Raw genomic sequence first — 24,221 nt, forward strand, 5'->3', positions numbered from 1 at the left:
TTAAAAGTAAGTAAAATGGATAGTTTTAACAAGTTAAAGTTTTGTCAATAATTTTTGATATTTCTTTTGCTTTTATCAAAATCATAGAATGGTTTCCATTTTTAATTTCAATAAAATTTTTTATATTTTTTATAGGAAAAATGTTGTCATTTGTACCATGAATGTGTACAACATTTTTTGATGCTTTTTCCTGATTCCAATTAACAACATTATGTATAGACCATTTTAAATAGCTTTTACCTCTTACTGATAAGTATTTTTTGTAAGTTTTAGCTTTCTTTTCTAAAGATTTTCCAACAAAAAATTTTGCATAATCTTCAAAATTTGTAATAATTTTAGTTGGAAATAATTTATAAATTTTACTCTTACTAGCTATTTTAAAATGCTTTGGAAGTTCATTTTTAGATTTTACACTAGAAATAATAATATTTTTTTCAGTATCAATAAATTTACTCATTTCTTGTACCATTATTCCTCCAAAAGAAACACCAATTAAGACAGGTTTTTCATGTTTGATGTCTTCTGTCATTCTCATTGCATAATTAGAAATAGATTCTTCTAGTGCTAAAGGTGTTTTCCATTTTAAATAATGTAATTCATATACATCTTTTGATAATTCTAAGTTTTCAAATATTTCTGGACCAGCAGCTAAACCTGGCATTAAATAAATATGTGTTTTCTCCATTAAAAATGTCAATTTTAAAAGAATTATTAATTTAAAACAGTTTTAGAAACAAGTTAAAATTTATGTCAAATTATGCGTTTGTGTAACTGTTTAAAAAATTAAAACGAACAATACCATCTTCATCAATCTCAGTTAGTTTTATGGGGTGTAATGTGTTTACCAAACTTGGGTTCCATGGTGTTTTTACTTTTACATAATTTTCTGTAAAACCATGAATGTAACCTTCTTTATTTTCACTTTCAAATAAAACAGTTAAATTATTACCAAGCTGAGTTTCATAAAATGACCTTCTTTTTTTTGCTGATAAACCTCGTAACATTTTACTACGTTTTGCACGTGTTTTTTTAGGTATAACTCCTTTCATAGTTACAGCTTCTGTATTGGGTCTTTCAGAATATGTAAAAACATGAAGATAAGAAATGTCAAGTTCGTTTAAATAGTTGTAAGTTTCTAAAAAAAGTTCGTCAGTTTCTCCAGGAAAACCGACTATTACGTCAACACCAATACAAGCATTTGGCATTACTTCTTTAATTTTAGAAACTCTATTGGTGTACGTTTGTTTTAAATACCTACGCTTCATTTTTTTTAATAACTCATCACTTCCGGATTGTAATGGGATGTGAAAATGAGGTACGAAAGAAGTAGATTTTGAAACAAAATCAATAGTCTCATCTTTTAGTAAATTTGGTTCTATTGATGAAATTCGCAAACGATGAATGCCATCAACTTTATCTAATTCTTTTACCAGTTCTAAAAAAGTATGTTCGTGTTTTTTATTACCGAATTCCCCTTTTCCATAATCACCAATATTAACACCCGTTAACACAATTTCTTTAATTCCCTTTGATGATATTTCCTTGGCATTATCTAATACATTTTGCAAAGTATCACTTCTAGAAATACCTCTAGCTAAAGGAATTGTACAATAAGTACATTTATAATCACAACCATCTTGTACTTTTAAAAAAGCACGAGTTCTATCTCCAATAGAATAAGATCCAACATAAAAATCTGCATCAGAAATTTCGCAAGAATGGACTTCACCAACATTGTTTTTTGTTAAATCGTTAATATAGCTTGTTACATTAAATTTTTCTGTGGCTCCTAAAACCAAATCTACACCATCAACAGCAGCTAATTCTTCTGGTTTTAACTGCGCATAGCAACCAACAGCAATTAAAAAAGCATCCTCATTTTTCTTTAAGGCATTTTTTACAATTGTTTTAAAACGTTTGTCGGCATTATCAGTTACAGAACAAGTATTAATAACATATACATCTGCTTCTTGTTCAAAATCTACACGTTTAAAACCTTCACTCACAAAATTACGAGCAATAGTAGACGTTTCAGAGAAGTTTAATTTGCATCCTAATGTATAAAAAGCAACTTTTTTATCTGCAATCATTCATGTATATTTAAAGACTACAAATTTACAATATTATTCATGATATTTGAAACGGAAAGATTAATTGTTAGAAAACTCGTTTTTGATGATTTACTAGCTTTTCATGAAATGCAAAGTAATCCAAAAGTAATGCAATTTGCTGATGGAGATATAAAGTCTTTTGATGAGCATGAAATTGAAATAAAAGAACTGATTAATAAATATAATTTACCAAATAATGATTTTTGGATTTATGCAGTTGAAAGAAAAACAGATCATCAGTTTGTAGGAACTGTGGCTTTGGTAAAAGATAAAAGAGAGGATGAAATTGGTTATCGGTTTTTAGAAAAATATTGGGCAAATGGTTATGCATCTGAAATTTGTAAAGGCCTAATTTTATATTGTAAAAAATTAAAAATGAATAAATTAATAGCATATGCTATCGATAAAAATATTGCTTCTGTAAAAATTTTAGAAAGATTAAATTTTAAAATTGTACATAGATTTATTAGTGATGATATTAAATTACCAGAAACTAAATACGAATTAATTTTATGATTATAGATAATTTAAAACCACCTTATTACGCTGTTATTTTTACTACAATTGTTGAAGATAATTTAGAAGGATATCTTGAAGCTGCCAAAAGAATGGAAGAACTTGCTAAACTTCAAAAAGGGTATTTAGGTATTGAATCTGCAAGAAATGAAATTGGAATTACCGTTTCTTATTGGGAAACTTTAGAGGCAATTATTGCTTGGAAAAACAATGTTGAACATACAGAAGTTAGAAACTTAGGAAGAGAAAAATGGTATCAACAATATCAACTTAGAATCTGTAAAGTTGAACGAGAATATGGTTTTAAAAAATAATTAAATGTACGCAACAATATCAAAAGTATTAGAAAAATTTATGAGTAAAGCCAGTATTTATAAATATGGTTTTAACTTATCTCCAATGTATAGAAGATCTACTGGAAGAATCTATGAGGTTTCTGATGATTTACTTTCAGTAAAAGTTCGTATTAAATTAACTTATAAAAATAGCAATTATGTAGGGTCTATTTTTGGCGGTAGTCTTTTTTCAGCAACAGATCCTATTTTTATGATTCAGTTATTAAATATTTTAGATAGTAATTATGTTGTTTGGGATAAAGCTGCAACTATCAAATTTAAAAGGCCTGCAAGAGAAAATTGCTATGTAGATTTTATTTTTACTTGGGATGAAATAGAGCAAATAAAAAAAGATGTTGCTACAAAAAATGAAATAGACCTTATTAAAAATATTGCAATTACAAATAAAGATAAAAGTGTTGTTTTTGCACAGGTTTCAAAAACCATTTATATAGCTAATAAGGAGTATTACAAACAAAAAAGAAGAACAAAATAAAGCTTAAAAAAATTTCTTTTTAATCATTTTTTTTAATTTTTCAGAAACATTAGTAGGGAAATCTCTATCTCCATGCAAAATATCTACCATAATATCATTAAAAATCTGCCCATATTTATTAAGTAAATATTTTCTTACAGGGTTGTTATGATAAAAGAATTTAGATAAAAAAGCACCTGATTTTAATTCTGGTAATAATTTAATATCGAGTTTTTCTAAGTAAATTTTTTTAGCTGTTTTTACATGTAATTTACTTTCAATAATAGATTCAGCAACATATTTTCCACTTAAAATAGCATTAGATATTCCTTCTGCAGTAATAGGTTCTGCAAAACCAGCAGCGTCACCAATTAAAAAAACATTATTTTTTACAAAACCGTCTGTTCTTGGAGATAAAGGAATTTGAAAACCATGCGCATCTTCTTTTAAAACTTCTTGTATACCAAGCGTTTTTAGATATTTTTTATAATATTCTTTTAAATTTATTTTCCCTTTTTTAGTAGTTAAAACACCTAATGATAAATGATTTTTTTTAGGAAAACACCAGGCATAACCATTGGGTACAGCATCAATATCAAAACGAGCATTTTTTGAAAGCCTATTAAAATCTTCAGTAGGTACTTCAACTTCATATTCTAAAGCAGGAATTAAATTTCGAGTATCAGTTTTCCAACCCGCTATTTTTGCAGTTGGACTTAAAACACCATCAGCAGCAATAACAAAATCGGCAGAAATATTTTCTTTAGAAGTTTTTAAAATTGATTTATCATCTAAAAAATCAATATTCAATAATTTATTGTTTTCTAGTAAAGTAACTCCATGCTCTTTTGCTTTATTAACAATTAAATTGTCAAAAGCATCACGCATAATCATTGTAATAATTGGTTCTTTTTTTATAGAATGATAACATTTTTCGTGATTATTAAAATAAGAATCTACTTGATAAAATTCTCGTTCTACAACTTCAGAAATATCAAAAGGCATATTTTTTTTACCTCTGTTAACAAAACCACCACCACAAGTTTTATATCTAGGTAAAGTTTCTTTTTCAATTATAACAGTGGAGATTCCTTGTTTTCCCAAATAAAATGCGGTTGAAGCTCCAGATGGGCCACTTCCAATAATTGCAACTGTAAAATGTTTCATGGTAAATATAGCTTTGTGCGAATATAAAAATTCTTACCAATTTATTTTAGCTAGAATAGGGTAGTGGTCAGAATAATTTTCTGAAAAAGTTAAATGTTGATTTATAATTGCATTTTCATCCGTTAAAATAAAATCTATTCTCATTGGAAACCAATAATTAAAAGTTTTTCCAAACCCTTTTCCAGCTTCAAGATAAGAGTCTATTTTGTTACTTGCTATTTGATTATATACCCAAGAATAGGCTGTGTTATTAAAATCTCCAGCTATAATTTTTTTGCCTTTCCATTCTGTTTCATGTGCTAAAAAAACTTCCGTTTGTTCTGCTTGTTTTTTAAATCGTTCTTTTAATCTTACAATCAATTTTTCAGAGTTTTCTTGACCAAAGTTCTCTTTTTGGGTATTCAATTGTAAAGATTGTAGATGCAAATTGTAAATTCTAATAGTATCTTTATTTTTAACGATATCTGCAAAAATAATATTGTTAGAAGTGTTTTTTAAATTTAAAGAACCACTATTTACTATTGGAAATCTAGAGTAAATAGCCAAACCAATTTTCGACTTTTTATTTTTAGTTTTTATAAATTGATATGGGTAAGAATATTCTTGTTTTTTTAATGTATAATACTCTTGAAATAATAAAACATCAGGAGATTTATCATCAATTAAAGTTTTAATTTTTTGATCAATATTGTCATCTTCAATCCATTTCCAATGGTTAAACATTCTTACATTATAACTCATAACTTTTATATCATCGTTAAAAGAAGAGTTGTTTTCAGTAAGTTTATAAAATTGAGTAGATGTAAAAAAACCAATGGTTAAAATTATTGCTGATAGTAGAAATTGCTTTTTTAAATTAATTAGCCAATAAATAACAAATATGATGTTTATAATAATTAGTGCAGGTACCAATAAACTTAAAATAGCAAAAACAGGCATTGTTTTAGGCGAAATAAATTGCAGTAAGTACGACAGTAAAAGCAACAAAGCTAAAACTGAGTTGATAATATATATAAGTTTATTTATAAATGTTAAGTTTTTCAATTGGGGATGTTTAAGTTTATTTTTTACCCTGTTTAAACAAAAACTCTTTTTCTGTTTTGGTTAAGGTATCGTAACCAGATTTGCTAATTTTATCTAGTATAGCATCTATTTGTTGCTGTGTTAAACTTGTGTTTGTATTTGAACTAGTTTTCTTTTTAGGAGACTTATAAGCTGTTCTTAATGGTTTTTCCTTCTTTTTAAACATAGATAATAAACTGTCAAATAATTTAATATCTTTATTACTTGCTTGGTTCACATATAAAAAGCCAAACAAAGCACCGCCTAAATGTGCAAAATGGCCACCGGCATTATTACCAGTTAAAGCTATAATATCTAAACCAATCCAAATGGCAACTAAGTGCCATAATTTTACAAAACCTATAAAACGTATTTTTAATTGATAATTAGGAATATAAGTTGCAATACCAGTAAATATTGCAGAAATACCTGCCGATGCACCAACTAAAGTTGATGATTCTCCTTCAAACAAAGGAAAATAGTTATGACTTAAAATAAAAAGAATTCCACCAAAGAAAGTTCCAATTAAATAAAAACTTAGTAATTGTTTTTGAGTAAAATATTCAAGAAATAAATTACCAATAAAATATAGCGCAATTAAGTTAAATAAAATATGCAATAAATCTGCATGTAAAAAACCATAGGTTATAATTGACCAAGGTTTTGATAAAAGTGACGAAAAATCATATTCTAAAGCAAACCATTTTAAAACAAAATCTCCATTATTTTTGTATAACCCAAAAATTACAGGAAGTAAAAGCGATAAAATAAATACACCAATATTAATGTAAATAATTTTTTCTATTATATTACCTTGTTTATAACGTAATTTTAAGTCATTTATAATACTCATTATCGTATTTTAAATTGATTTTTTTTCCAATACCACGCTATAATAAACCCTATTATGGCACCGCCAACGTGTGCAAAATGAGCAATATTACCAACAGAATATTTTGTCATTCCAAAAAATAAATCACCTAAAATCATAATTGGAATAAAGTATTTTGCAGCAATAGGAACTGGTAAAAATATCAATGCCATCTTTGCATCTTTAAAATACAAACCAAAAGCAACTAAAACACCATAAACTGCACCAGAAGCTCCAACAGCTGGTGTATTATATAGTGATGTTATTTTGTTAAACTGTTCTTGCGTTATTGAATTGACAACTCTAGCGTCATTAGTACTACCAGAATTTAAAATAGAAAGAACTTCAGAATCATTTAAACCAGCGTTTATAAAAAGCTCATAAATACCATTAAACTGATAATAATTAACTAAAGTATAAATTGCAGCAGCTCCTAAACCTGCAGAAAAATAGAAAAAGATAAATTTTTTCTTTCCCCACATTTGCTCTAAAGGCGTTCCAAAAGCCCATAAACCATACATATTAAACAATATATGTGGAAAACTACCATGCATAAACATATGGGTTACATACTGCCAAAAACCAAAATGGTCATTTTTAGGAAAATGTAGTGCCAAAATATTACTAAAATCTAATTGTAAAAGCTGCGGAGCAATAAATACAATTGCATTTATTATAATTAGATGTTTTATAGCTTCAGTAAGTTTACCCATTTTTAACGGTTAAATAGATTATCAATTTCATTTAAAGTAAGTGTTTTAAAAGTAGCTTTTCCAAAAGGAGAAATTGTTGGTTCTTTACAAGAAAACAAATTATTAACTAAGCTTTCTTGCTCTTTTTCAGATAGATGTGTGCCAGTTTTAATAGATAATGTTTTAGAAAATGATTTTGCCATTACATCAAAATGACTAAAACTTGCATCTGGCACTTCTAAATTTATATCATTTAAAAGTTCTTCTAAAATGATTGTAATTTTACTTTCTGTAACAGAAGTTGGAATTCCTTTGATGGTAACACTGTCTTTTGTAAATTCATCAAAAGAAAAACCTGCATTTTCTAATTCAGATTTTATAGTATAAATCATTTCAATTTCTTGTGAAGAAAATGAAATTTTTACAGGAAATAATAATTGCTGACTGTTGGCTTCTTTAACGGTAATACTTTCTAAAAAATCTTCATACAAAATACGTTGATGCGCCAAAGATTGATTAATTAACACCACACCAGATTTTATAGAACTTAATAAATATTTTTTTTGTATTTGAAACGATTTTCCTGTTTTGGTTTCTTCTTCTTGATGAAAGAAATTACCTTGTTTTTCCTCATCAGTAATTGCAACATCAGTATATAAAGATTCCCAACTTTGCGTTTGTTTTTCTCTTTTATAAGAAGGATGATGCACTTCTTTCTGACTAGCTTCTTTAAAAGGATTAAAATCAGGATCAACTGTTATTTTTGGTACAGTAGCACTTGTTGCTTTTTGTTGATATTTATAAGGTGTATCTAAGTTAGAATCTCTATTAAAATCTAATAATGGAGCAACATTGTATTGTCCTAAACTATGTTTTACAGCAGCTCTTAACATGGCATATAAAGCCTTTTCGTTATCAAACTTTATTTCTGTTTTTGTTGGATGAATATTAATATCTATGGTACTTGTAGGTACTTTTAAATATAAAAAATAGGAGGGATGCGAACCCTGTTCTAGCAAACCATCAAAAGCATTTACAACAGCATGATTTAAATACGAACTTTTTATAAAACGGTCATTTACAAAAAAGAATTGTTCGCCTCTTTTTCTTTTAGAAAATTCTGGCTTTGCAACAAAACCTTCAATATTTAAAATATCGGTTTGCTCGTTTATAGGCACCAGTTTTTCATTCATTTTAGCACCAAAAACAGCAACGATTCTTTGTCTTAAATTACTGCTTTTTAAATGAAAAATTTCATTATTATTATGATGCATTAGAAATGCAATAGTAGGATGTACTAACGCAACTCTTTGAAATTCATCAATAATATGACGAGTTTCTACAGTATCTGACTTTAAAAAATTTCTTCTTGCCGGAATATTGTAAAACAAGTTTTTTACAGCTAAGCTTGTCCCTTTTCCTGTAGAAACAAAATCTTGAGAAATTATTTTGCTCCCTTCAATTTTTATAGAAGAGCCTAATTCTTCGTTTTCTTCTTTTGTTTTTAATTCTACATGTGCAATTGCGGCAATAGATGCTAAAGCTTCGCCTCTAAAACCTTTTGTACATAAATTAAATAAATCTTCTGCCTTTTTAATTTTTGATGTAGCATGTCTTTCAAAGCACATTCTAGCATCGGTTGCACTCATGCCTTTACCATCATCAATTACTTGAATTAATGTTTTACCAGCATCTTTTAAAAGTAATTTGATACTGGTTGCACCAGCATCAATAGCATTTTCTAACAATTCTTTTACTACAGAAGCAGGTCTTTGAACTACTTCTCCTGCAGCAATTTGGTTAGCAACATGATCTGGTAAAAGCTGAATAATATCTGACATTATTTTGTAAAGAATATTGATAAATCAAAATCAATGATAAATAAAAAGATGAGCACTAAAAATATAATAATATATAAAATAGTTTTATTTACGCCTTTATCAACGTTTTTTAAATCGTTAATAGCTTCATTAAATTTAGATTTTAACCCCTTATTATTACCAGTTGTAGTTCTAAATTTATCTAATTTGTGTTCAATTTTAAAAGGATTTCCTTCTCCTTTGTAATAACGAGGCTGATACTCAAATTTCTTGTTTTTTCTTTTTAAAAATCCCATAATTTAAAAAATAATTGATGAATATTAATTTATAGAAAAATCAATTATTGTACCAATTTTTAATCAATTCAAATTTACAGAATTAAAAGGAATACATCAAAGAATGATGGTAAAAGTATTCTTAAAATTTTATAATGGGTTTTCTTAAAAACCGATACTTTCAGAAGTTTTATCAATGTTTTTAATTGCAGCCATTTTAATTGCAGCTACCGCACATTCGATACCTTTATTTCCAAATTTCCCGCCAGATCTATCTAAAGATTGTTGTTTTGTGTTATCCGTTAATACACAGAAAATTACAGGAACATCGTATTTCATGTTTAAATCTATAATACCTTGTGTAACACCATCACAAACAAAATCGAAATGTTTTGTTTCACCTTGAATTACGTTTCCAATAGCAATAATTGCGTCTACTTTTTGAGATTGAATCATTTTTTTACAACCAAAAACTAATTCGAAACTTCCAGGAACTTCCCAAGAAGTAATGTTATCTTTTGTTGCTCCACAATCTAGTAACGTTTCAATTGCGCCTTTTTCTAAATTTTTTGTGATTTCAGGATTCCATTCTGAAACAACAATCCCAAATCGAAAATTCTTCGCATTTGGGATTGTAGCTTTATCGTAATAAGATAAATTGGTTGTAGCCATATTTATTTAGTTGTAAGTTTTTAGTTTTTAGGTTTTTTACTAATCCCTAACACTAATTCCTAAATACTAATTAGCGTATTTAGCAGCATTTATAAATTTTTCAATATCTTTTCCTTGGTCAGATTTTGAATATTTAGTTTTAATTTGTGTAAATAACTTTTCAGCCGTACTATATTCTTTTAAAGATAATGCTGTTTGGCCCGCTTTAAATAAAAATAATGGTGTTGTAAATTCATTATCCTTTTTGTTTGCTGCTTTTGTGTAATACTCTAAAGCATCTTCAGCTTGGTTAATATCAGAAAAAGCATCACCAATAGCTCCTAGAGCAACAGGTCCTAACATTTCATCATCAGAATTAAATTTACTTAAAAATTCTATTGCCTTATCATATTGTTTCATCTGTAAATAAGATACACCAGCATAATAATTTGCTAAATTTCCTGCATCGGTTCCGCTATAAGAACTAGCAATGTCTAAGAAACCATATTTACCATCAGCTCCTTCTAAACCTAAGTTTAATAAAGAGTCTATTCCAGAACCTGCCGTTGCAGCTTCATCAAAATATTTTCTTGGAAAAGCTAATTCATTAGAAGCTTCTAACTCATTAGGTTCAACTACATATTTGTTATAAGCTAAAAAAGCTAAAAATATTACAACGATACCTACTAAAGAGTAAAATAAAGGTTTGCTGTTTTTTTCAATCCATTGTTCAGACTTAGAAGCAGTCTCATCTAAAGTGTTTAATACTCCTGCTGTTTCAAATTCTGATTCATCAATTTGATTTGCTTCTTTTTTACCTTCTGGTTTATATTTTTTCTTGTATGTTGCCATATTTGCTTAAAAATTAGTGGCGCAAAAATAGTTTTTTTAATTGGATTTTAAAAGCGGTTATTTCGCAAAATTTTCAATAATTTGCATTTCTTTTATAAAGTTATTTTTTATTGATGTATTTACAGCAAATTTCAATCGTTAATTTTAAGAATATAGAATCGCAATCATTTGATTTTCAAGAGAAAATAAATTGCTTTGTAGGTAATAATGGTGTGGGTAAAACAAATGTTTTAGATGCAATTTATTATCTTTCTTTTGCAAAAAGTTACTTTAATTCGGTTGCAGGTCAGAATATAAAACATGGTGAAGCTTTTTTTATGGTGGAAGGTGATTATATTTTAAATGATAGAAATGAGAAAATTGTATGCAGTTTAAAAAGGGGGCAAAAAAAAGTATTGAAAAGAAATGGTAAGAACTACGAAAAGTTTTCTGAACATTTTGGGCAATTTCCTTTGGTAATTATTTCTCCTAGTGATAGAGATTTGGTTATGGAAGGTAGTGATGTAAGAAGAAAGTTTATTGATGGAGTAATTTCTCAGCAAAATAAAAATTATTTACAAAATTTAATTGCTTACAATAAAGTGTTAACTCAAAGAAATGCTTTATTAAAATATTTTGCAGCAAATAGAACTTTTGATGCCTTAAATTTAAAAATTTATGACGAGCAATTAACTGATTTTGGAACTAAAATTTATGAGGTTCGAAAAGAGTTTTTAGAAGTTTTTATTCCAATATTTAATAAAAAATATCAAATAATTTCTGGAGATAACGAAAGGGTTAACCTAAAGTATAAGAGCCAGTTAAATGATTTTAGTGTAACAGATTTATTACAGAAATCATTAGAGAAAGATAAGGTTTTGCAATACACAACTTCAGGGATTCATAAAGATGACTTGAGTTTTGATATTGAAGATTATCCTATCAAAAAATTTGGTTCTCAGGGGCAACAAAAATCATATTTAATTGCTTTAAAATTAGCTCAGTTTGAATTTATTAAGCAACAAACTAAAGTAATACCAATTTTGTTGTTAGATGATATTTTTGATAAGTTAGATGAAAATAGAGTTTCGCATATTATAGATTTGGTTAATAATGATGAATTTGGTCAAATTTTTATTACTGATACTCATTCTGATAGAACAGAAAATATATTAAAACAAGGTAATAAACCTTATCAAATATTTAAGTTGTAATGGCAAAAAGAGAAAATGATTCTTTTTCAATTCAAGATTTAATGCAAAATTTTATCAAGGAAAATAACTTGAGTAATGGAATGCAAAAAATTAAAGTTGAAGAAACTTGGGTTGACATGATGGGGCCAGGTGTAGCAACACACACTAGATCTGTAAAACTTCGAAATAAAACACTTATTATTGAGCTTACTTCTTCAGTTTTAAGAGAGGAATTAAGTTACGGAAAAGATAAAATAATTAAAATGATGAATGAGGAAATGGGGACTGACTTAATTTCTAAAATAATGTTGGTTTAATTTTTACTTTTTAGATATTTTAATTTTATAAAACTGATTTTAACTCAATAAAATCATTAATAATAGCATTTGCATTTTCTAAAGTTTGACCTTCAGAAAGTGGGTTGTTATAACCAAAAACAAAAACATTAGCTTTGTTTGCAGCTGTAATTCCATTATCAGAATCTTCAATTATAATACAGTTTTCTTTTGCTGTTTTCCCTAAAAATGCAGCTTTATTAAAAATTTCAGGATGCGGCTTTGAAGCAGTTAAATCTGCGCCAGATATTTTTGCACTAAAGTATTGATGTAAATTAAAGCGTGTAAAAACTCTATCAATATTAACCATTGCAGAAGAGGAAGCTAAAACTAATGTGATTCCTTTATTATAAGAGTATTTTATAATTTCTTCCACTCCTTTTACCAAATGTAAATTAGGATCATTTTCAAAAAAAGAAACATATCTTTTTCTTTTATCTAATACCAAATCTTTAGGGTTTACATCTAAATTAAAATGTTTAACTAATTTTTGAAATGCATTTATGGTAGAAGAACCTGTGAAAGATTTGTACAAATCTGCAGAAACTTTTAAGCCTAATGAAGCAAAAGTTTCATAATATGCTTTTTTATGGATTTCTTCAGAATCAATAATAACACCATCCATATCAAAAATGATACATTTTATATTTTTTGGTAACATCATTGATTTATCGTTTTTATAGTGTTCATGTTTTAAGTTAAAGAGTATTTGAGAATTAAATTTAGTTTAAAAATTTTGATTTTAATTTGCTAGTTGGAATCATACAACTTTCTTTTTTTCCAAACCATTTATATCTATTTTTTGATATATAATCATAAAAAAAATTTCTAAAGGACTCTGGAAAAACCCAAAATAAATAAGAAAGTTTCCAAATTCCAGAAAAATCATTCATAATTTTTATTGCTGCAGTTGATTTTATATCATAAGAAATACCAGGTTCATATAAAATAATAGAATCTACCTTTGTAATATCAATTTTTAAAAAATTAACAATTTCCTGACCAACTTTAGACTGTAAGGAAGCGAACATAAAAGTATTTTGTTTGTCATTGTTAATTACTTTTAAAACAGAATTGTTACACAAGTTACAAATCCCATCAAATAAAATAATTTTTTTAGGTTTATTTAAATCTTTTATAAAATTCATTATAGCTAAATTATAGAAAATAATTATATTTATGCTTAATTAAAATTAAATGCTTCCCTATGAAATCAAAAATTACAATTTTATTATTACTATTTATAAGTATATCTTTTTCTCAGACTAAAGAAAAATTAGATTATAAATCTGAATCTCAAAAAAGTAATTCTAATTATTTTGATATTTTAAATAAAAAGCGAGCAGAAATTAAAACCTATGATTTAAGCAAATTATCAGATAAAAAGGAAATTAAACAATTTTATAGGTGGGCTTCATTTTGGAAAGATAGAGTAGATGCATCTGGTCAATTTCCAACTTCAAATTTAGGCTATTTTAATGCGGGTATTTTAAATGAAAAAGGTAAAATTGCTGTAACAAAATTATCACAAAAAAAATCTACTGAAAACTGGGTAAATATAGGTCCACAAGATTTACCAGATGAAAATGGTTATTCTAACCCTCCACAAATGGGAAGATTAAACTGTTTTTTAAGAATAAAGCACCCAACTAACAGAGCTTTAGATATATTATTTGTTGGAGCCCCAAGTGGTGGAATTTGGAAATCTATTGATGGGGGAACAACTTGGCTACCTAAATTAGAAACAGTTTCTGGAATTGGAGTTACAGATATTAAAACAACTTCTGATGCTACTTTTGAAAATTATACAACAAAACCAATTTATGTTTCTACTGGAGATTATTATGGTAAATATGTAAACTCTATTGGAGTTTTAAAATCTACAGATGGTGGAGAAACATTTAATTCTACCGGTTTATCATTTACAGTAAATCAAGATGAAATACTTGGTAGTTTAATTGTTGCTGATGCAAATAAGGTGCTTGTTGGAACTAAAAGTGTAATAAAAATTACAACTAATGGAGGTACAACATGGACAGATAATTTTGATCCAGGATATGAAGCTGGTTTTGGAAGAGTAGCAGTAAATGGAACAAAAGCAATGTATGCTGGAGATTTTGACGTTTTTTATACAAATGATTTTAATACTGGTAATTGGATTGCTGTTATAGAAAGTAATAATAGTAATAAGCATGCTGTAACTGTTGGAGAAGATGGTGAGTTTTACGTTCAAAATTTAACTGGACAAATAAAAAAATTCAATACTACTACACAAGTTTTTGCAAATCATGGAACTTCAACGACAGATTATAACCCTCAAGGTGGATACAATCAAGCATTAGTAGTTAAAAACAACCTTATAATTTCTGGAAGTGTAGATGGAGTTTCATCTACTAATAATGGAGCCTCTTGGTATAAATCTTTAAATGGTTATTGGGAAGATAATGAGTCGGATGGTTTATATGTTCATTCAGATCATCATGGTTTAGGTACGTTAGATGGTACAAATGAATTTTGGACTGTAAATGATGGTGGTTTAAGTTATATAGATTATGGAACAAATGCAACAAATCAAAAGCCAACTATAACTTATAAATCTGAAAAAGTAATTGTAAATCAATCTTATACCGTAGCTATTAATCCAAATGCTGATGACGGGTCTTATATAATTGCAAATCAAGATAATGATGCTTTTAGTAAAAGAAATGGAACTTGGTTTTCTGTTGCGCAAGGCGATGGAATACAATCTGCAGTTAATTATAACAATCCGGATATTCGTTATGCAGGAAATCAAAACGGAAATATTATTCAAACAAGCACAGGTTTTGAAGGTGAATTAAATGGTAATGGAGAATCTGTTGATATTTCTGGTGTAGAATTTGAGTTTCCATTGGAAATGCATAAAACCAATCCAAATATCTTATTTGCTGGAGGAGATGAAGTATATAAAATTACCGATAACTCTGGTTTGTCTGTTTTAAATTTAAATTCGGGTGTTGGTAAAGTAAATAGTATTGCAACTCATGGTAATTCAGTATTAGTAGCTGGTGATAATGGTATAAAGTTTTCTACAAATAGCGGTACAAGTTGGATAGCAAAAACATCTCCAGCAGGAACAGTAAACTCTGTAGATTTTAGTGCAATAAATAATGATATTATTTATGTAACAGTTTCTGGTTATACAAGCGGAAGTAAAGTTTTTAAATCTATTGATGGAGGTGTAAATTATAATAATATTTCAGGCGATTTACCAAACATTGTAATGAAAGAAGTATTATTAAAACAAGGTCAACCTTCAGAGTATCTTTTTGTTGCAACTGAATTAGGGGTTTATTTTACAACTAATGAAGGAGTAAATTGGGAAAAATTAGGAGCAGGTTTACCCAATGTAATTGTTTCAGATATTGAAATTCATTATACAAATGATAAACTAGTAGCTGCAACTTTTGGAAGGGGTTTATGGGAAGTAAACATAGCAAATGCAACATTATCTAATGCTGACAACTTAGTAAAAGAAAATATTTTATCAGTTTATCCAAATCCTACTATTAATGATGAATTAAATATATCTATTAAAAATAATAATTATAAATATCTGATTTACAATGTTGTTGGTGGTATTGTAAAAGAAGGAGATGTGCCTTTAAGTAATAAGATTAATGTTTCTAATTTAGCAAAAAACGTATATATAATTAAAGTATTTAATGATAGTGAGGTTTTTACAACTAAGTTCTTAAAAGGAAATAACTAATGAGGTATATGTTTCTATTAATGATGTTAGGATTTTTAGGATGTAAATCAATTAGAATTGATAATGCTCAAAAAAAGTATTTTAAAAAAGGTATAAAGCAAGGGAAAGATTATATTAATTATTCTTTTAAAATAACCTCAGATAAGGAATTTATTGTGAAAAATATATCATTAGAAAATAACCCTGAAAAGTTAGAGTATTTTTATAAGAACGAAAAAGGAGAATCTTCCTTTCAAATGATGAACCCTTTTCCAAAAGGTACGTATATTTTTAAATTTAAAACTTATACTTTAGGAAATTTTTCTAAAAATGAGTTTTTAATATTTGATTATATTATTAATGGAAAAAAACTTCAAAAAAAAACCACTATAATAAGTGATGAAATTAAACATATAAATAAATAAGATTTAGCTTTTTAAACGATGCTTAAAAGCATAATTTTTTTATATATTTTTTGATTTTATAAATATTTAAAAATTTTATAAAAACCTTGTAACATTATTTTATTTGAAGCGTCTTATATTAGTATTTAAGTTTTAAAATAAAATTAATAAAACTGTAACTTACTTAAGTCATTTTTGCTTAAAATTAACTAACCAATGATTAAAATAGAAAAACTCCATAAATCCTATCCAATAGGAAAAGATTCTTTACATGTTTTAAAAGGGATAGATCTTCATATAAAAGAAGGAGAGTTTGTTTCAATTATGGGATCTTCAGGTTCTGGTAAATCTACATTGTTAAATATTGTTGGTCTATTAGATGGTCATGATGAAGGAAATTATTTTTTAAATGGACAGTTAATTAAAGACTTAAATGAAAAAAAAGCAGCAATTCTTAGAAACAAATTTTTAGGTTTTGTTTTTCAATCATTTAATTTAATCTCATATAAAACAGCTTTAGAAAACGTTGCACTTCCTTTGTATTATAAAGGGATGAAAAGAAAAGAACGTTTGGTTATTGCTTTAGAATATTTAGAAAAAGTAGGTTTAAAAGATTGGGCAAACCATTTACCAAATGAACTCTCTGGTGGTCAAAAACAACGTGTTGCAATAGCAAGAGCCTTGGTAACAAAGCCAAAAGTAGTTTTGGCAGATGAGCCAACAGGAGCATTAGATTCTACAACTACAGATAACGTTATGGACTTGTTAAGAGATATTAATAATGAAGGAATGACTGTTTTTGTAATTACACACGAAGAAGAAGTTGCAGAGCAAACAAAAAGAATTGTTCGTTTAAAAGACGGTGTAATTATAAGCGATGAATATACAAAAGCCAATAAAACAGTTTAATTATGTTTGATTTAGACAGGTGGAGAGAAATATTTCAAAGTATTAATAAAAACAAATTACGTTCTGTAATGTCTGGTTTTACGGTAGCTTTTGCAATTTTACTTTTTACATTGTTATTTGGTGTTGCTAATGGTCTTGGTAATTTTTTTAAAGGCGCATTTGCAGATGACGCTCAGAATTCTATGTTTGTTCGTGTCTGGAAAACATCTAAACCATATAAAGGGTTACAAACTGGAAGAAGAGTACAATTAAAAAATGCAGATTATGACTTTGTTGCAGATGAATATGAAAGTAAAATTGAATATCAATCTGCTAGAATTTATAAGAATTTTTCAATAAAATATAAAAGCGAAGCAAGTAATTATAATATTAGAGCAGTAAATCCAGACCATCAATTTTTAGAAAAAACAATTATTGATGAAGGTAGATATTTAAATGAGAGAGATTTAAAAGAAAAGTCTAAAGTTATTGTTATAGGTCGTTTAGTAAAAAAAGATTTATTTGGAGAAAAGCCTGCTTTAGGAAAAAGAGTAAATGTGAATGGGAGTTCTTTTTTAATTATAGGTGTTTTTTCTGATGAAGGAGGTGACAATGAAGAACGTATGGCATATATGCCAGTTACTACAGCTCAAATGATGTATGGTAATAACGATTACATTAGTCAGATAAATTTAGGTTATAATCCAAATTTAAGTACAGATGCAGCAATTGCTTTTGGTAATAAAATGGAGCGTGATTTACGTAAAAGAATGGATATTCATCCAGATGATCAAAGTGCATTATCAGTAAGGAATATGGCAGAAGCAAATAAGTTTATTAGTACTGTAATGCTTGCCTTATTTTTTATAATAACTTTTATTGGTTCCGGTACTTTAATAGCTGGTATTATAGGTATTTCTAATATTATGATTTTTGTAATTAAAGAAAGAACCAAAGAGTTTGGAATTAGAAAAGCACTTGGTGCAAAACCAGGATCAATAGTTGCAATGGTTGTACAAGAGTCTGTATTAATCACCACCATTGCAGGTTATATTGGCTTATCATTAGGAACTTATATTTTAAGCTTAATAGGTAATAGTTTAGAAGAAGATTATTTTATAAAAGACCCAAGTGTAAGTCCAGGAATTGTAATAGGAGCAACAGTTGTGTTAATTTTTTCAGGATTAATTGCAGGTTATTTACCCGCAAAAAGAGCAGCAAATATTAAACCAATTGTAGCATTAAGAGCAGACTAATTATGAAGTTTTTATTCGATTCAGATACTTGGCAAGAAATTTACGGAAGCATTCGTAAAAATAAAATTAGAACTGCAATTACAATAATTGGTGTTTTATGGGGTATTTTCTTATTGGTAGTTTTATTAGGATCTGCAAGGGGTTTAGAGAACAGTTTTAATAAATTATTTGGAAACTTTGCAACCAACAGCGTTTTTGTTTGGACCCAATCTACAGATACACCTTTTAAAGGTTTTCAAAAAGGTAGAAGATTTAGTTTAACAATGAATGATATTAAAGTTTTAAAATCTGAATATTCTGACGAGATTAAATTACTAGCGCCAAGAAATCAAACCAATAATCTAATTATAAAAGATTTTAAGTCAGGCAATTTTAGAGTTAGTGGAGACTATCCTGTTTTAGATCAAATTCAGAAAAAACAACTGATATATGGTCGTTTTTTAAACTCAAATGATATTGAAAATACAGCAAAAGTTACTGCAATATCAGAAGATATGTACAAACAGTTGTTTGATAAAGATGAAATGCCAATAGGTCAATTTATAAAAATTAATAGTATTAGTTTTCAGGTAATTGGAGTTTACAAACCATCTAATACAATAGATTTTGATGGAGATTGTGCATATATACCATTTACAACTTTCAAAAAAGTATACAACACAGCCAATAAAGTAGATTGGATGATGATTACTGCTAACGAAGGTACCAATATTGAGCAGATGGAAAGTGATGTTTTGCTTACTTTAAAAGGACTTCATAAAGTACATCCAGAAGATGAAAGAGCTTTTGGTAGTGCTAATCTTGGTAAAGAAATAGGAAAAGTAACAGGTTTTTTAACAGGAATGCAATTTTTAACATGGTTTGTGGGTATTGCCACATTAATTGCAGGAGTTTTTGCAATTGGTAATATTCTTTTAATTACTGTAAAAGAGCGTACTAAGGAAATAGGAATACGAAGAGCATTAGGAGCAACACCTAAAAGTATTCGTCAGCAAATAATTTTAGAATCAGTTTTCTTAACAACAATTGCAGGAATGCTGGGTATTATTTTTGGAGGTCTTGTTTTGTTTGGAATTGATTCAGCAATTGGACAAGGAGATGAAGCTGTTTTAATAAATCCAACAGTAAATATTCCAATTATTTTAATAGCATTTGTCACGTTAATAATATTAGGAACTTTAATAGGATTAATTCCTGCACACATGGCAACAATAGTCAAACCAATAGAAGCATTAAGAGAAGAATAAAACAATCAACAAATCATGAGTAAAAAAGCAAAAATTATTTTAATTATTATCGGAATATTATTCGTAGCTGCATTAATTTGGTTCGGTAAAAAGAACAAAAAGAGTATTGTAGAATACGAAACTGAAACACCTTTTAAAACAACTATTGTTAAGAAAACTGTTGCTACAGGTAAAGTTACACCTTTAGAAGAAATAGATATTAAACCTCAGATTACTGGTATAATAGATAAAATTATGTTACTAGAAGGAGCTACAGTTAAAAAGGGAGATTTAATTGCTACAGTTAGAGTTGTACCTAATGAGCAATCTTTAATTAGTGCAAAAGGTAGAGTAGATAATATTTTAATTCGTTTAAATAACTCAAAAGTTTCTTATGAAAGAAATAAAAATCTTTTTGAAAAAGGTGTTATTTCTAGAGCAGAATTTGAGGCCGTAGAACTTACTTACAATCAATCTAAGCAAGAGTTGAGAAATGCTCAAAATGATTATCAAATCATTAAAAAAGGTTCTTCAGGTTCTGGGGCGTCTGCTAACACAAATATTGTTGCACAAATGTCTGGTACAATTTTAGAAATACCTGTTAAAGAAGGAGACCAAGTAATACAATCAAATAACTTTAATGCAGGTACTACAATTGCTTCAATTGCAGATATGAGTAAAATGATTTTTGAAGGAAAAGTTGATGAGTCTGAAGTTGGAAAATTAAAGAATGGTAGTAATATTGACATTTCCATTGGTGCAATTGAAAATGTGAAATTTCCAGCAAAATTAAACTTCATTGCTCCAAAAGGAACTGAAGAAGGTGGAGCTGTACAATTTAAAATTAAAGCTGATGTTTCTTTAGATGATAAATATTTTATTAGAGCTGGTTACAGTGCAAATGCTGATATCGTTTTAGAAAAAAAAGATAGTGTTTTATCTATAAAAGAGGCGTTATTAAAGTTTGATAAGAAAACAGAAGAACCTTATGTAGAAGTTAAAAATACAGAAGGTAAGTTTGATAAAAAAACTCTAAAATTAGGAATTTCTGATGGTGTAAATGTTGAAGTTTTAGAAGGTGTCACTACAGAAGATGAAATTAAAATTTGGAATAAAGTTTCTAAAGATAAAGATAACTAAAAGTGAAAAGTTAAATAAAAAAAGGAACTCAAATTGAGTTCCTTTTTTTTGTGCTATTATTTTGATTAATTATGATTTTTGTAAACTTTATTAAGAAAGAATACGGATTCTAAATACTTGCCTACAGTTTCTAATCTGTAAATTAACCCCATAATCAATTATGATAGTTTTGAAGTATAAATACTTTAAAATTATAAATTATGGAAAAACAACCACCAAACAAATTTTTGCATTGGATTAAAACATCAACAACATCTAGAATGATAATGATAGGCTTTTTAAGCTTTATCTTAATGATTCCTTTGATGTTTATAGAGAGTTTGATTCGAGAACGTTCTTACCATCAAAAAGATGTAGTAAATGAAATTAGTAAACAATGGGGTAATGAAGTAGCCGTTTATGGGCCAGTCTTAGAGGTACCATACAAGGTTTTTAGAAAAAAAACAATTACAAATAAAAAAACAAAAGAGGTTTCTACAGAAATAATTGAAGAAATTAAATATGGTTATTTTTTTCCTGATAAGTTAAATGTTAATTCAAATATAAATCCAGAGCAGAAGAAAAGAGGTATATACTCTGCAGCAGTTTTTAATAGTGATATATTAATTAATGGAGAATTTAAAAATTTAAATTTTGGGAAAGTTGAAGTTGAAAAGGAAAATGTTTTATGGAATAAATCTAAAATTATATTTAAAACTACAAACGTAAAAGGGATAAATACGAACCTTTCAATTAAAATGGATGATAAAGAATATGGTTTATCATCAGTAGCTTCAAATAAATCTAGAGAATATGGTTTTTATACCTTAGAGAGTAATTATATACCAATTAATAAGCTTCAAAAAATAGATAAAATGATGTCTTTTTCTTTAGCCTTTAAAGTTAGAGGGAGCAAAGAGGTTCGTTTTATTCCTATTGGTAAAGAAACAAATGCACAAATAACTTCTAGTTGGAAAACAGCTAATTTTATGGGAGATTTTTTACCCTATAATCCAGATAAAATTAAAGAAAACGGATTTGATGCTAAGTGGAAAATTTTAGATATAAATAGACCATTTGCTCAAGAACATTTTGATGGATTACCACAATTAAGAGAGTTTAATTTTGGAGTAAATTTTAAAATTCCTGTAGATGAATATCAAAAGAGTTTACGATCTGCAAAATATGGTTTTTTAGTAATCAGTTTAACGTTTTTAATCTTCTTTTTAATACAAACAATTAGTAAAATACACATGCATCCATTTCAATATTTAATGATTGGTTTGGCACTTTTAATGTTTTACACTTTATTAGTTTCAATTTCGGAGCATAGTAACTTTTTAAAAGCGTACACAATAGCAACTTTATCGGTTATTAGTTTGATTACATTTTATTCTAAAAGCATTTTAAAAAGCATCAAATTTATGTTATTTGTCTTTCTATCATTATCAATTTTGTATGCTTTTATATTTGTTATTATTCAATTAGAAAGTTATGCGTTATTAGTTGGAAGTATTGGTTTATTTATAATATTAGCAATAATTATGTTAGTTTCTAGAAAAATAGACTGGTCTAAGAGTTAGTTATTTTTAAAAAAGAGAGTACAAGAATTAGTCTTATTCTTGTACTTTTTTTACCACCAAACTAAAAAGAATTTTTCAATTTCTCCATTTTCTTTTTTAAGCCAACAAAGGGGAGAAAATTGTCTGTTTAAAAATTCATTTATTGTTTCTTTAAAATTATTAAAAGTTAGCCAATTTACATTTTGATGCGGAACTAATAACCAATCTTTTTTAATAGGAATATAAAATTTACAATTATTAAAATTTAACAGTTGTTTGATGTTTATATAAAAACCAGTTATAGCATCAGAATTAAGCTGTTTTAATTCAATATTTCTATTTAAAAAAGGAAGAAATAATTGCGCTTTAAAATAGACTTGTTGCTCAATATTTTCTGATTTTAAATTGATAGATTCTAAATATTTCCTACAAGAAGAAGAGTAGAGAAGAGGTAATTGTTTTTCTTTAAGCTTATCTAATTTTTTAGTCAAACTATCTTTTCTATTTGGCCCTATAAAATGTGAAATTTCATCATTCCCAACAGAGGCATCAAACAAATAAAACTTATAAATAACTTCTAAATGTACTGGTTTTGTATCATTCAAAATAAGGAAATCTAATTCTCCCAGCGTTATTTTATTTTTTTGAATTTGTATATTTTCTGATAAAATTTTAATTGACTTTTGTTTTTGCAATTGATAAGAAACAAAGCGTTCTATATACTTACCAAGTCTTAACTTGTCATTTATATCTATATCAATTTTTGTATCGTAGGCTTCAATTTTAAAGTAATTTAAATTATATACAGCATTGTTTTTCCACAAACAATTTGTTTGTAAAAAACCTTCATATCTTTTTTGAATTTCTTTTGTTTTTTGATGCATAATAAACTCAAAAGTAACCATCTTTTTTTTAATAAGAATTACAAGTTTTTTATTTAAATCTGTCTCAAAGTTAAAATCTATTTTGTAAATTGAACGTTTAAAATTTATCAAATGCAATTTGAAAAAACGAGTTTACAGTATTTAAAAGATTTAAAGGAGAATAATAATAGAGATTGGTTTGCAGAAACTAAACCAACATTTAAAATTGCGCAAGATAATGCTAAAGAATTGTTTGCTGTGATCAGAGAAAATTTAGAAAAGAAAGATGAAATAGATAAATTTAAACTTTTTAGAATTTATAGAGATGTGCGTTTTTCTAAAGATAAAACACCTTATCAGCCACATTTTGCAGGATCTTTTTCTAGATTAGGAAAAGAATTAAGAGGTGGTTATTATTTAAGAATTAGACCAGGAGAATCTTTTTTAGCAGGTGGTTTTTGGGAACCCAACAAAGAAGATTTGTTTAGAATTAGAAAAGAGATTGAACAAGATGCTTCAGAAATTAGAACCATTTTAAAAGATAAAAACTTTATTAAATATTTTGGAGAAAAGTTTGAAGGAGAGGAATTAAAATCTGCTCCACGAGGTTTTGATAAAGAACATAAAGATATTGATTTATTACGTAAAAAAGGATTTATAGCTGTTAGAAAATTAACTGATACAGAAGTTTTATCTCCTAACTTTTTAAATGAGATAGACAATAGTTTTAAAGCTTTACGTCCGTTTTTTAATTTATTTAGTGATATTTTAACCACTAATTTAAATGGAGAATCAATAATATAAAAAAGAGCTGAAAATCACTTCAGCTCTTCTTATTA

26 protein-coding genes are annotated in these 24,221 nt (G+C 27.3%); 13 read left to right on the plus strand and 13 right to left on the minus strand.

Features of this window, described 5'->3' with window-relative positions; all coding sequences use genetic code 11:
- Positions 1-25: 25 nt before the first annotated feature.
- Both Q0733_RS09235 and mtaB read right to left on the minus strand, forming a co-directional pair.
- Positions 26-685, minus strand: a complete 660-nt coding sequence (locus Q0733_RS09235; RefSeq protein WP_298781668.1) for an alpha/beta hydrolase — start codon at positions 683-685, stop codon at positions 26-28.
- A 70-nt stretch (positions 686-755) separates the two neighbouring features.
- Positions 756-2,090: a tRNA (N(6)-L-threonylcarbamoyladenosine(37)-C(2))-methylthiotransferase MtaB gene (gene mtaB, locus Q0733_RS09240; RefSeq protein ID WP_298781671.1), complete on the minus strand. Its 1,335-nt coding sequence runs from the start codon at positions 2,088-2,090 to the stop codon at positions 756-758.
- Positions 2,091-2,129: 39 nt separating this feature from the next.
- Between mtaB and Q0733_RS09245 the strand changes: the two genes are divergently transcribed.
- From Q0733_RS09245 to Q0733_RS09255, 3 genes are read left to right on the plus strand one after another with little or no spacing between them, the layout of a single operon-like run.
- Positions 2,130-2,627: a GNAT family N-acetyltransferase gene (locus Q0733_RS09245; protein ID WP_298781673.1), complete on the plus strand. Its 498-nt coding sequence runs from the start codon at positions 2,130-2,132 to the stop codon at positions 2,625-2,627.
- A complete protein-coding gene (locus Q0733_RS09250) occupies positions 2,624-2,941 on the plus strand; it encodes an antibiotic biosynthesis monooxygenase (RefSeq protein ID WP_298781676.1) in 318 nt (105 codons plus the stop codon). The genes Q0733_RS09245 and Q0733_RS09250 overlap by 4 nt, the downstream gene beginning before the upstream one ends.
- 4 nt (positions 2,942-2,945) lie before the next feature.
- Positions 2,946-3,458 (plus strand): PaaI family thioesterase, encoded by a 513-nt coding sequence (locus Q0733_RS09255; protein WP_298781679.1) that lies wholly within the window; start codon positions 2,946-2,948, stop codon positions 3,456-3,458.
- A gap of 3 nt (positions 3,459-3,461) precedes the next feature.
- Here the strand turns inward: Q0733_RS09255 and Q0733_RS09260 are convergent, their stop codons facing one another.
- From Q0733_RS09260 to Q0733_RS09295, 8 genes are all read right to left on the minus strand, one after another.
- Positions 3,462-4,604 (minus strand): geranylgeranyl reductase family protein, encoded by a 1,143-nt coding sequence (locus Q0733_RS09260; protein ID WP_298781682.1) that lies wholly within the window; start codon positions 4,602-4,604, stop codon positions 3,462-3,464.
- 33 nt (positions 4,605-4,637) lie between these two features.
- Positions 4,638-5,543 carry an endonuclease/exonuclease/phosphatase family protein gene (locus Q0733_RS09265; RefSeq protein ID WP_298781685.1) on the minus strand — a complete coding sequence of 302 codons (906 nt, stop codon included), beginning with the start codon at positions 5,541-5,543 and terminating at the stop codon, positions 4,638-4,640.
- A 121-nt stretch (positions 5,544-5,664) separates the two neighbouring features.
- A complete protein-coding gene (locus tag Q0733_RS09270) occupies positions 5,665-6,519 on the minus strand; it encodes a rhomboid family intramembrane serine protease (RefSeq protein WP_298781688.1) in 855 nt (284 codons plus the stop codon).
- On the minus strand, positions 6,519-7,250 hold the full coding sequence (locus Q0733_RS09275; protein ID WP_298781690.1) for a rhomboid family intramembrane serine protease: 732 nt from the start codon (positions 7,248-7,250) through the stop codon (positions 6,519-6,521). Before Q0733_RS09275 ends, Q0733_RS09270 begins: the two co-directional genes overlap by 1 nt.
- Positions 7,251-7,252: 2 nt before the next feature.
- Entirely contained in the window at positions 7,253-9,070 is a 1,818-nt protein-coding gene (mutL, locus tag Q0733_RS09280) for a DNA mismatch repair endonuclease MutL (RefSeq protein WP_298781691.1), read from the minus strand.
- Positions 9,070-9,345, minus strand: coding sequence for a riboflavin synthase subunit beta (locus tag Q0733_RS09285; RefSeq protein ID WP_298781693.1), 276 nt, complete (start codon positions 9,343-9,345; stop codon positions 9,070-9,072). The genes mutL and Q0733_RS09285 overlap by 1 nt, the downstream gene beginning before the upstream one ends.
- 144 nt (positions 9,346-9,489) lie before the next feature.
- Positions 9,490-9,996: a 6,7-dimethyl-8-ribityllumazine synthase gene (ribH, locus tag Q0733_RS09290; protein ID WP_298781696.1), complete on the minus strand. Its 507-nt coding sequence runs from the start codon at positions 9,994-9,996 to the stop codon at positions 9,490-9,492.
- Positions 9,997-10,062: 66 nt separating this feature from the next.
- On the minus strand, positions 10,063-10,827 hold the full coding sequence (locus Q0733_RS09295; RefSeq protein WP_298781699.1) for a tetratricopeptide repeat protein: 765 nt from the start codon (positions 10,825-10,827) through the stop codon (positions 10,063-10,065).
- A gap of 113 nt (positions 10,828-10,940) precedes the next feature.
- On the opposite strand from Q0733_RS09295, the gene Q0733_RS09300 reads away from it, so the two are divergent.
- Complete coding sequence (locus tag Q0733_RS09300; RefSeq protein ID WP_298781701.1) at positions 10,941-12,020, plus strand: DNA replication/repair protein RecF; 1,080 nt, start codon at positions 10,941-10,943, stop codon at positions 12,018-12,020.
- Positions 12,020-12,316 carry a DUF721 domain-containing protein gene (locus Q0733_RS09305; protein ID WP_298781703.1) on the plus strand — a complete coding sequence of 99 codons (297 nt, stop codon included), beginning with the start codon at positions 12,020-12,022 and terminating at the stop codon, positions 12,314-12,316. The genes Q0733_RS09300 and Q0733_RS09305 overlap by 1 nt, the downstream gene beginning before the upstream one ends.
- Positions 12,317-12,341: 25 nt before the next feature.
- On the opposite strand, the gene Q0733_RS09310 is transcribed toward Q0733_RS09305, so the two are convergent.
- Together Q0733_RS09310 and Q0733_RS09315 are read right to left on the minus strand one after the other, a co-directional pair.
- Positions 12,342-12,998 (minus strand): HAD family phosphatase, encoded by a 657-nt coding sequence (locus Q0733_RS09310; RefSeq protein ID WP_298781706.1) that lies wholly within the window; start codon positions 12,996-12,998, stop codon positions 12,342-12,344.
- A 58-nt stretch (positions 12,999-13,056) separates the two neighbouring features.
- On the minus strand, positions 13,057-13,482 hold the full coding sequence (locus Q0733_RS09315; protein WP_298781709.1) for a thiol-disulfide oxidoreductase DCC family protein: 426 nt from the start codon (positions 13,480-13,482) through the stop codon (positions 13,057-13,059).
- Between the two features lie 59 nt (positions 13,483-13,541).
- Here Q0733_RS09315 and Q0733_RS09320 point away from each other — a divergent pair, with 59 nt between their 5' ends.
- The 7 genes from Q0733_RS09320 (at position 13,542) to creD (ending at position 22,540) form a co-directional block, all read left to right on the plus strand.
- Positions 13,542-16,085: a T9SS type A sorting domain-containing protein gene (locus Q0733_RS09320; protein ID WP_298781711.1), complete on the plus strand. Its 2,544-nt coding sequence runs from the start codon at positions 13,542-13,544 to the stop codon at positions 16,083-16,085.
- The gene (locus Q0733_RS09325; RefSeq protein ID WP_298781714.1) at positions 16,085-16,489 is read left to right on the plus strand and encodes a hypothetical protein; all 405 of its coding nucleotides are present in this window, start codon (positions 16,085-16,087) and stop codon (positions 16,487-16,489) included. The genes Q0733_RS09320 and Q0733_RS09325 overlap by 1 nt, the downstream gene beginning before the upstream one ends.
- Before the next feature lie 195 nt (positions 16,490-16,684).
- The gene (locus Q0733_RS09330) at positions 16,685-17,377 is read left to right on the plus strand and encodes an ABC transporter ATP-binding protein (protein WP_298781717.1); all 693 of its coding nucleotides are present in this window, start codon (positions 16,685-16,687) and stop codon (positions 17,375-17,377) included.
- 2 nt (positions 17,378-17,379) lie between these two features.
- The gene (locus tag Q0733_RS09335) at positions 17,380-18,612 is read left to right on the plus strand and encodes an ABC transporter permease (protein WP_298781719.1); all 1,233 of its coding nucleotides are present in this window, start codon (positions 17,380-17,382) and stop codon (positions 18,610-18,612) included.
- 2 nt (positions 18,613-18,614) lie between these two features.
- The gene (locus Q0733_RS09340) at positions 18,615-19,859 is read left to right on the plus strand and encodes an ABC transporter permease (RefSeq protein WP_298781722.1); all 1,245 of its coding nucleotides are present in this window, start codon (positions 18,615-18,617) and stop codon (positions 19,857-19,859) included.
- 15 nt (positions 19,860-19,874) lie between these two features.
- Positions 19,875-20,978, plus strand: a complete 1,104-nt coding sequence (locus tag Q0733_RS09345; protein ID WP_298781724.1) for an efflux RND transporter periplasmic adaptor subunit — start codon at positions 19,875-19,877, stop codon at positions 20,976-20,978.
- Between the two features lie 200 nt (positions 20,979-21,178).
- A complete protein-coding gene (creD, locus tag Q0733_RS09350; protein WP_298781726.1) occupies positions 21,179-22,540 on the plus strand; it encodes a cell envelope integrity protein CreD in 1,362 nt (453 codons plus the stop codon).
- 50 nt (positions 22,541-22,590) lie between these two features.
- On the opposite strand, the gene Q0733_RS09355 is transcribed toward creD, so the two are convergent.
- Complete coding sequence (locus Q0733_RS09355; RefSeq protein WP_298781728.1) at positions 22,591-23,424, minus strand: DUF1853 family protein; 834 nt, start codon at positions 23,422-23,424, stop codon at positions 22,591-22,593.
- A 90-nt stretch (positions 23,425-23,514) separates the two neighbouring features.
- Between Q0733_RS09355 and Q0733_RS09360 the strand changes: the two genes are divergently transcribed.
- Complete coding sequence (locus tag Q0733_RS09360) at positions 23,515-24,186, plus strand: DUF2461 domain-containing protein (RefSeq protein ID WP_298781731.1); 672 nt, start codon at positions 23,515-23,517, stop codon at positions 24,184-24,186.
- Positions 24,187-24,221 lie beyond the last annotated feature (35 nt).

The organism is uncultured Polaribacter sp. (genome assembly GCF_947500975.1).
Lineage (GTDB): Bacteria > Bacteroidota > Bacteroidia > Flavobacteriales > Flavobacteriaceae > Polaribacter.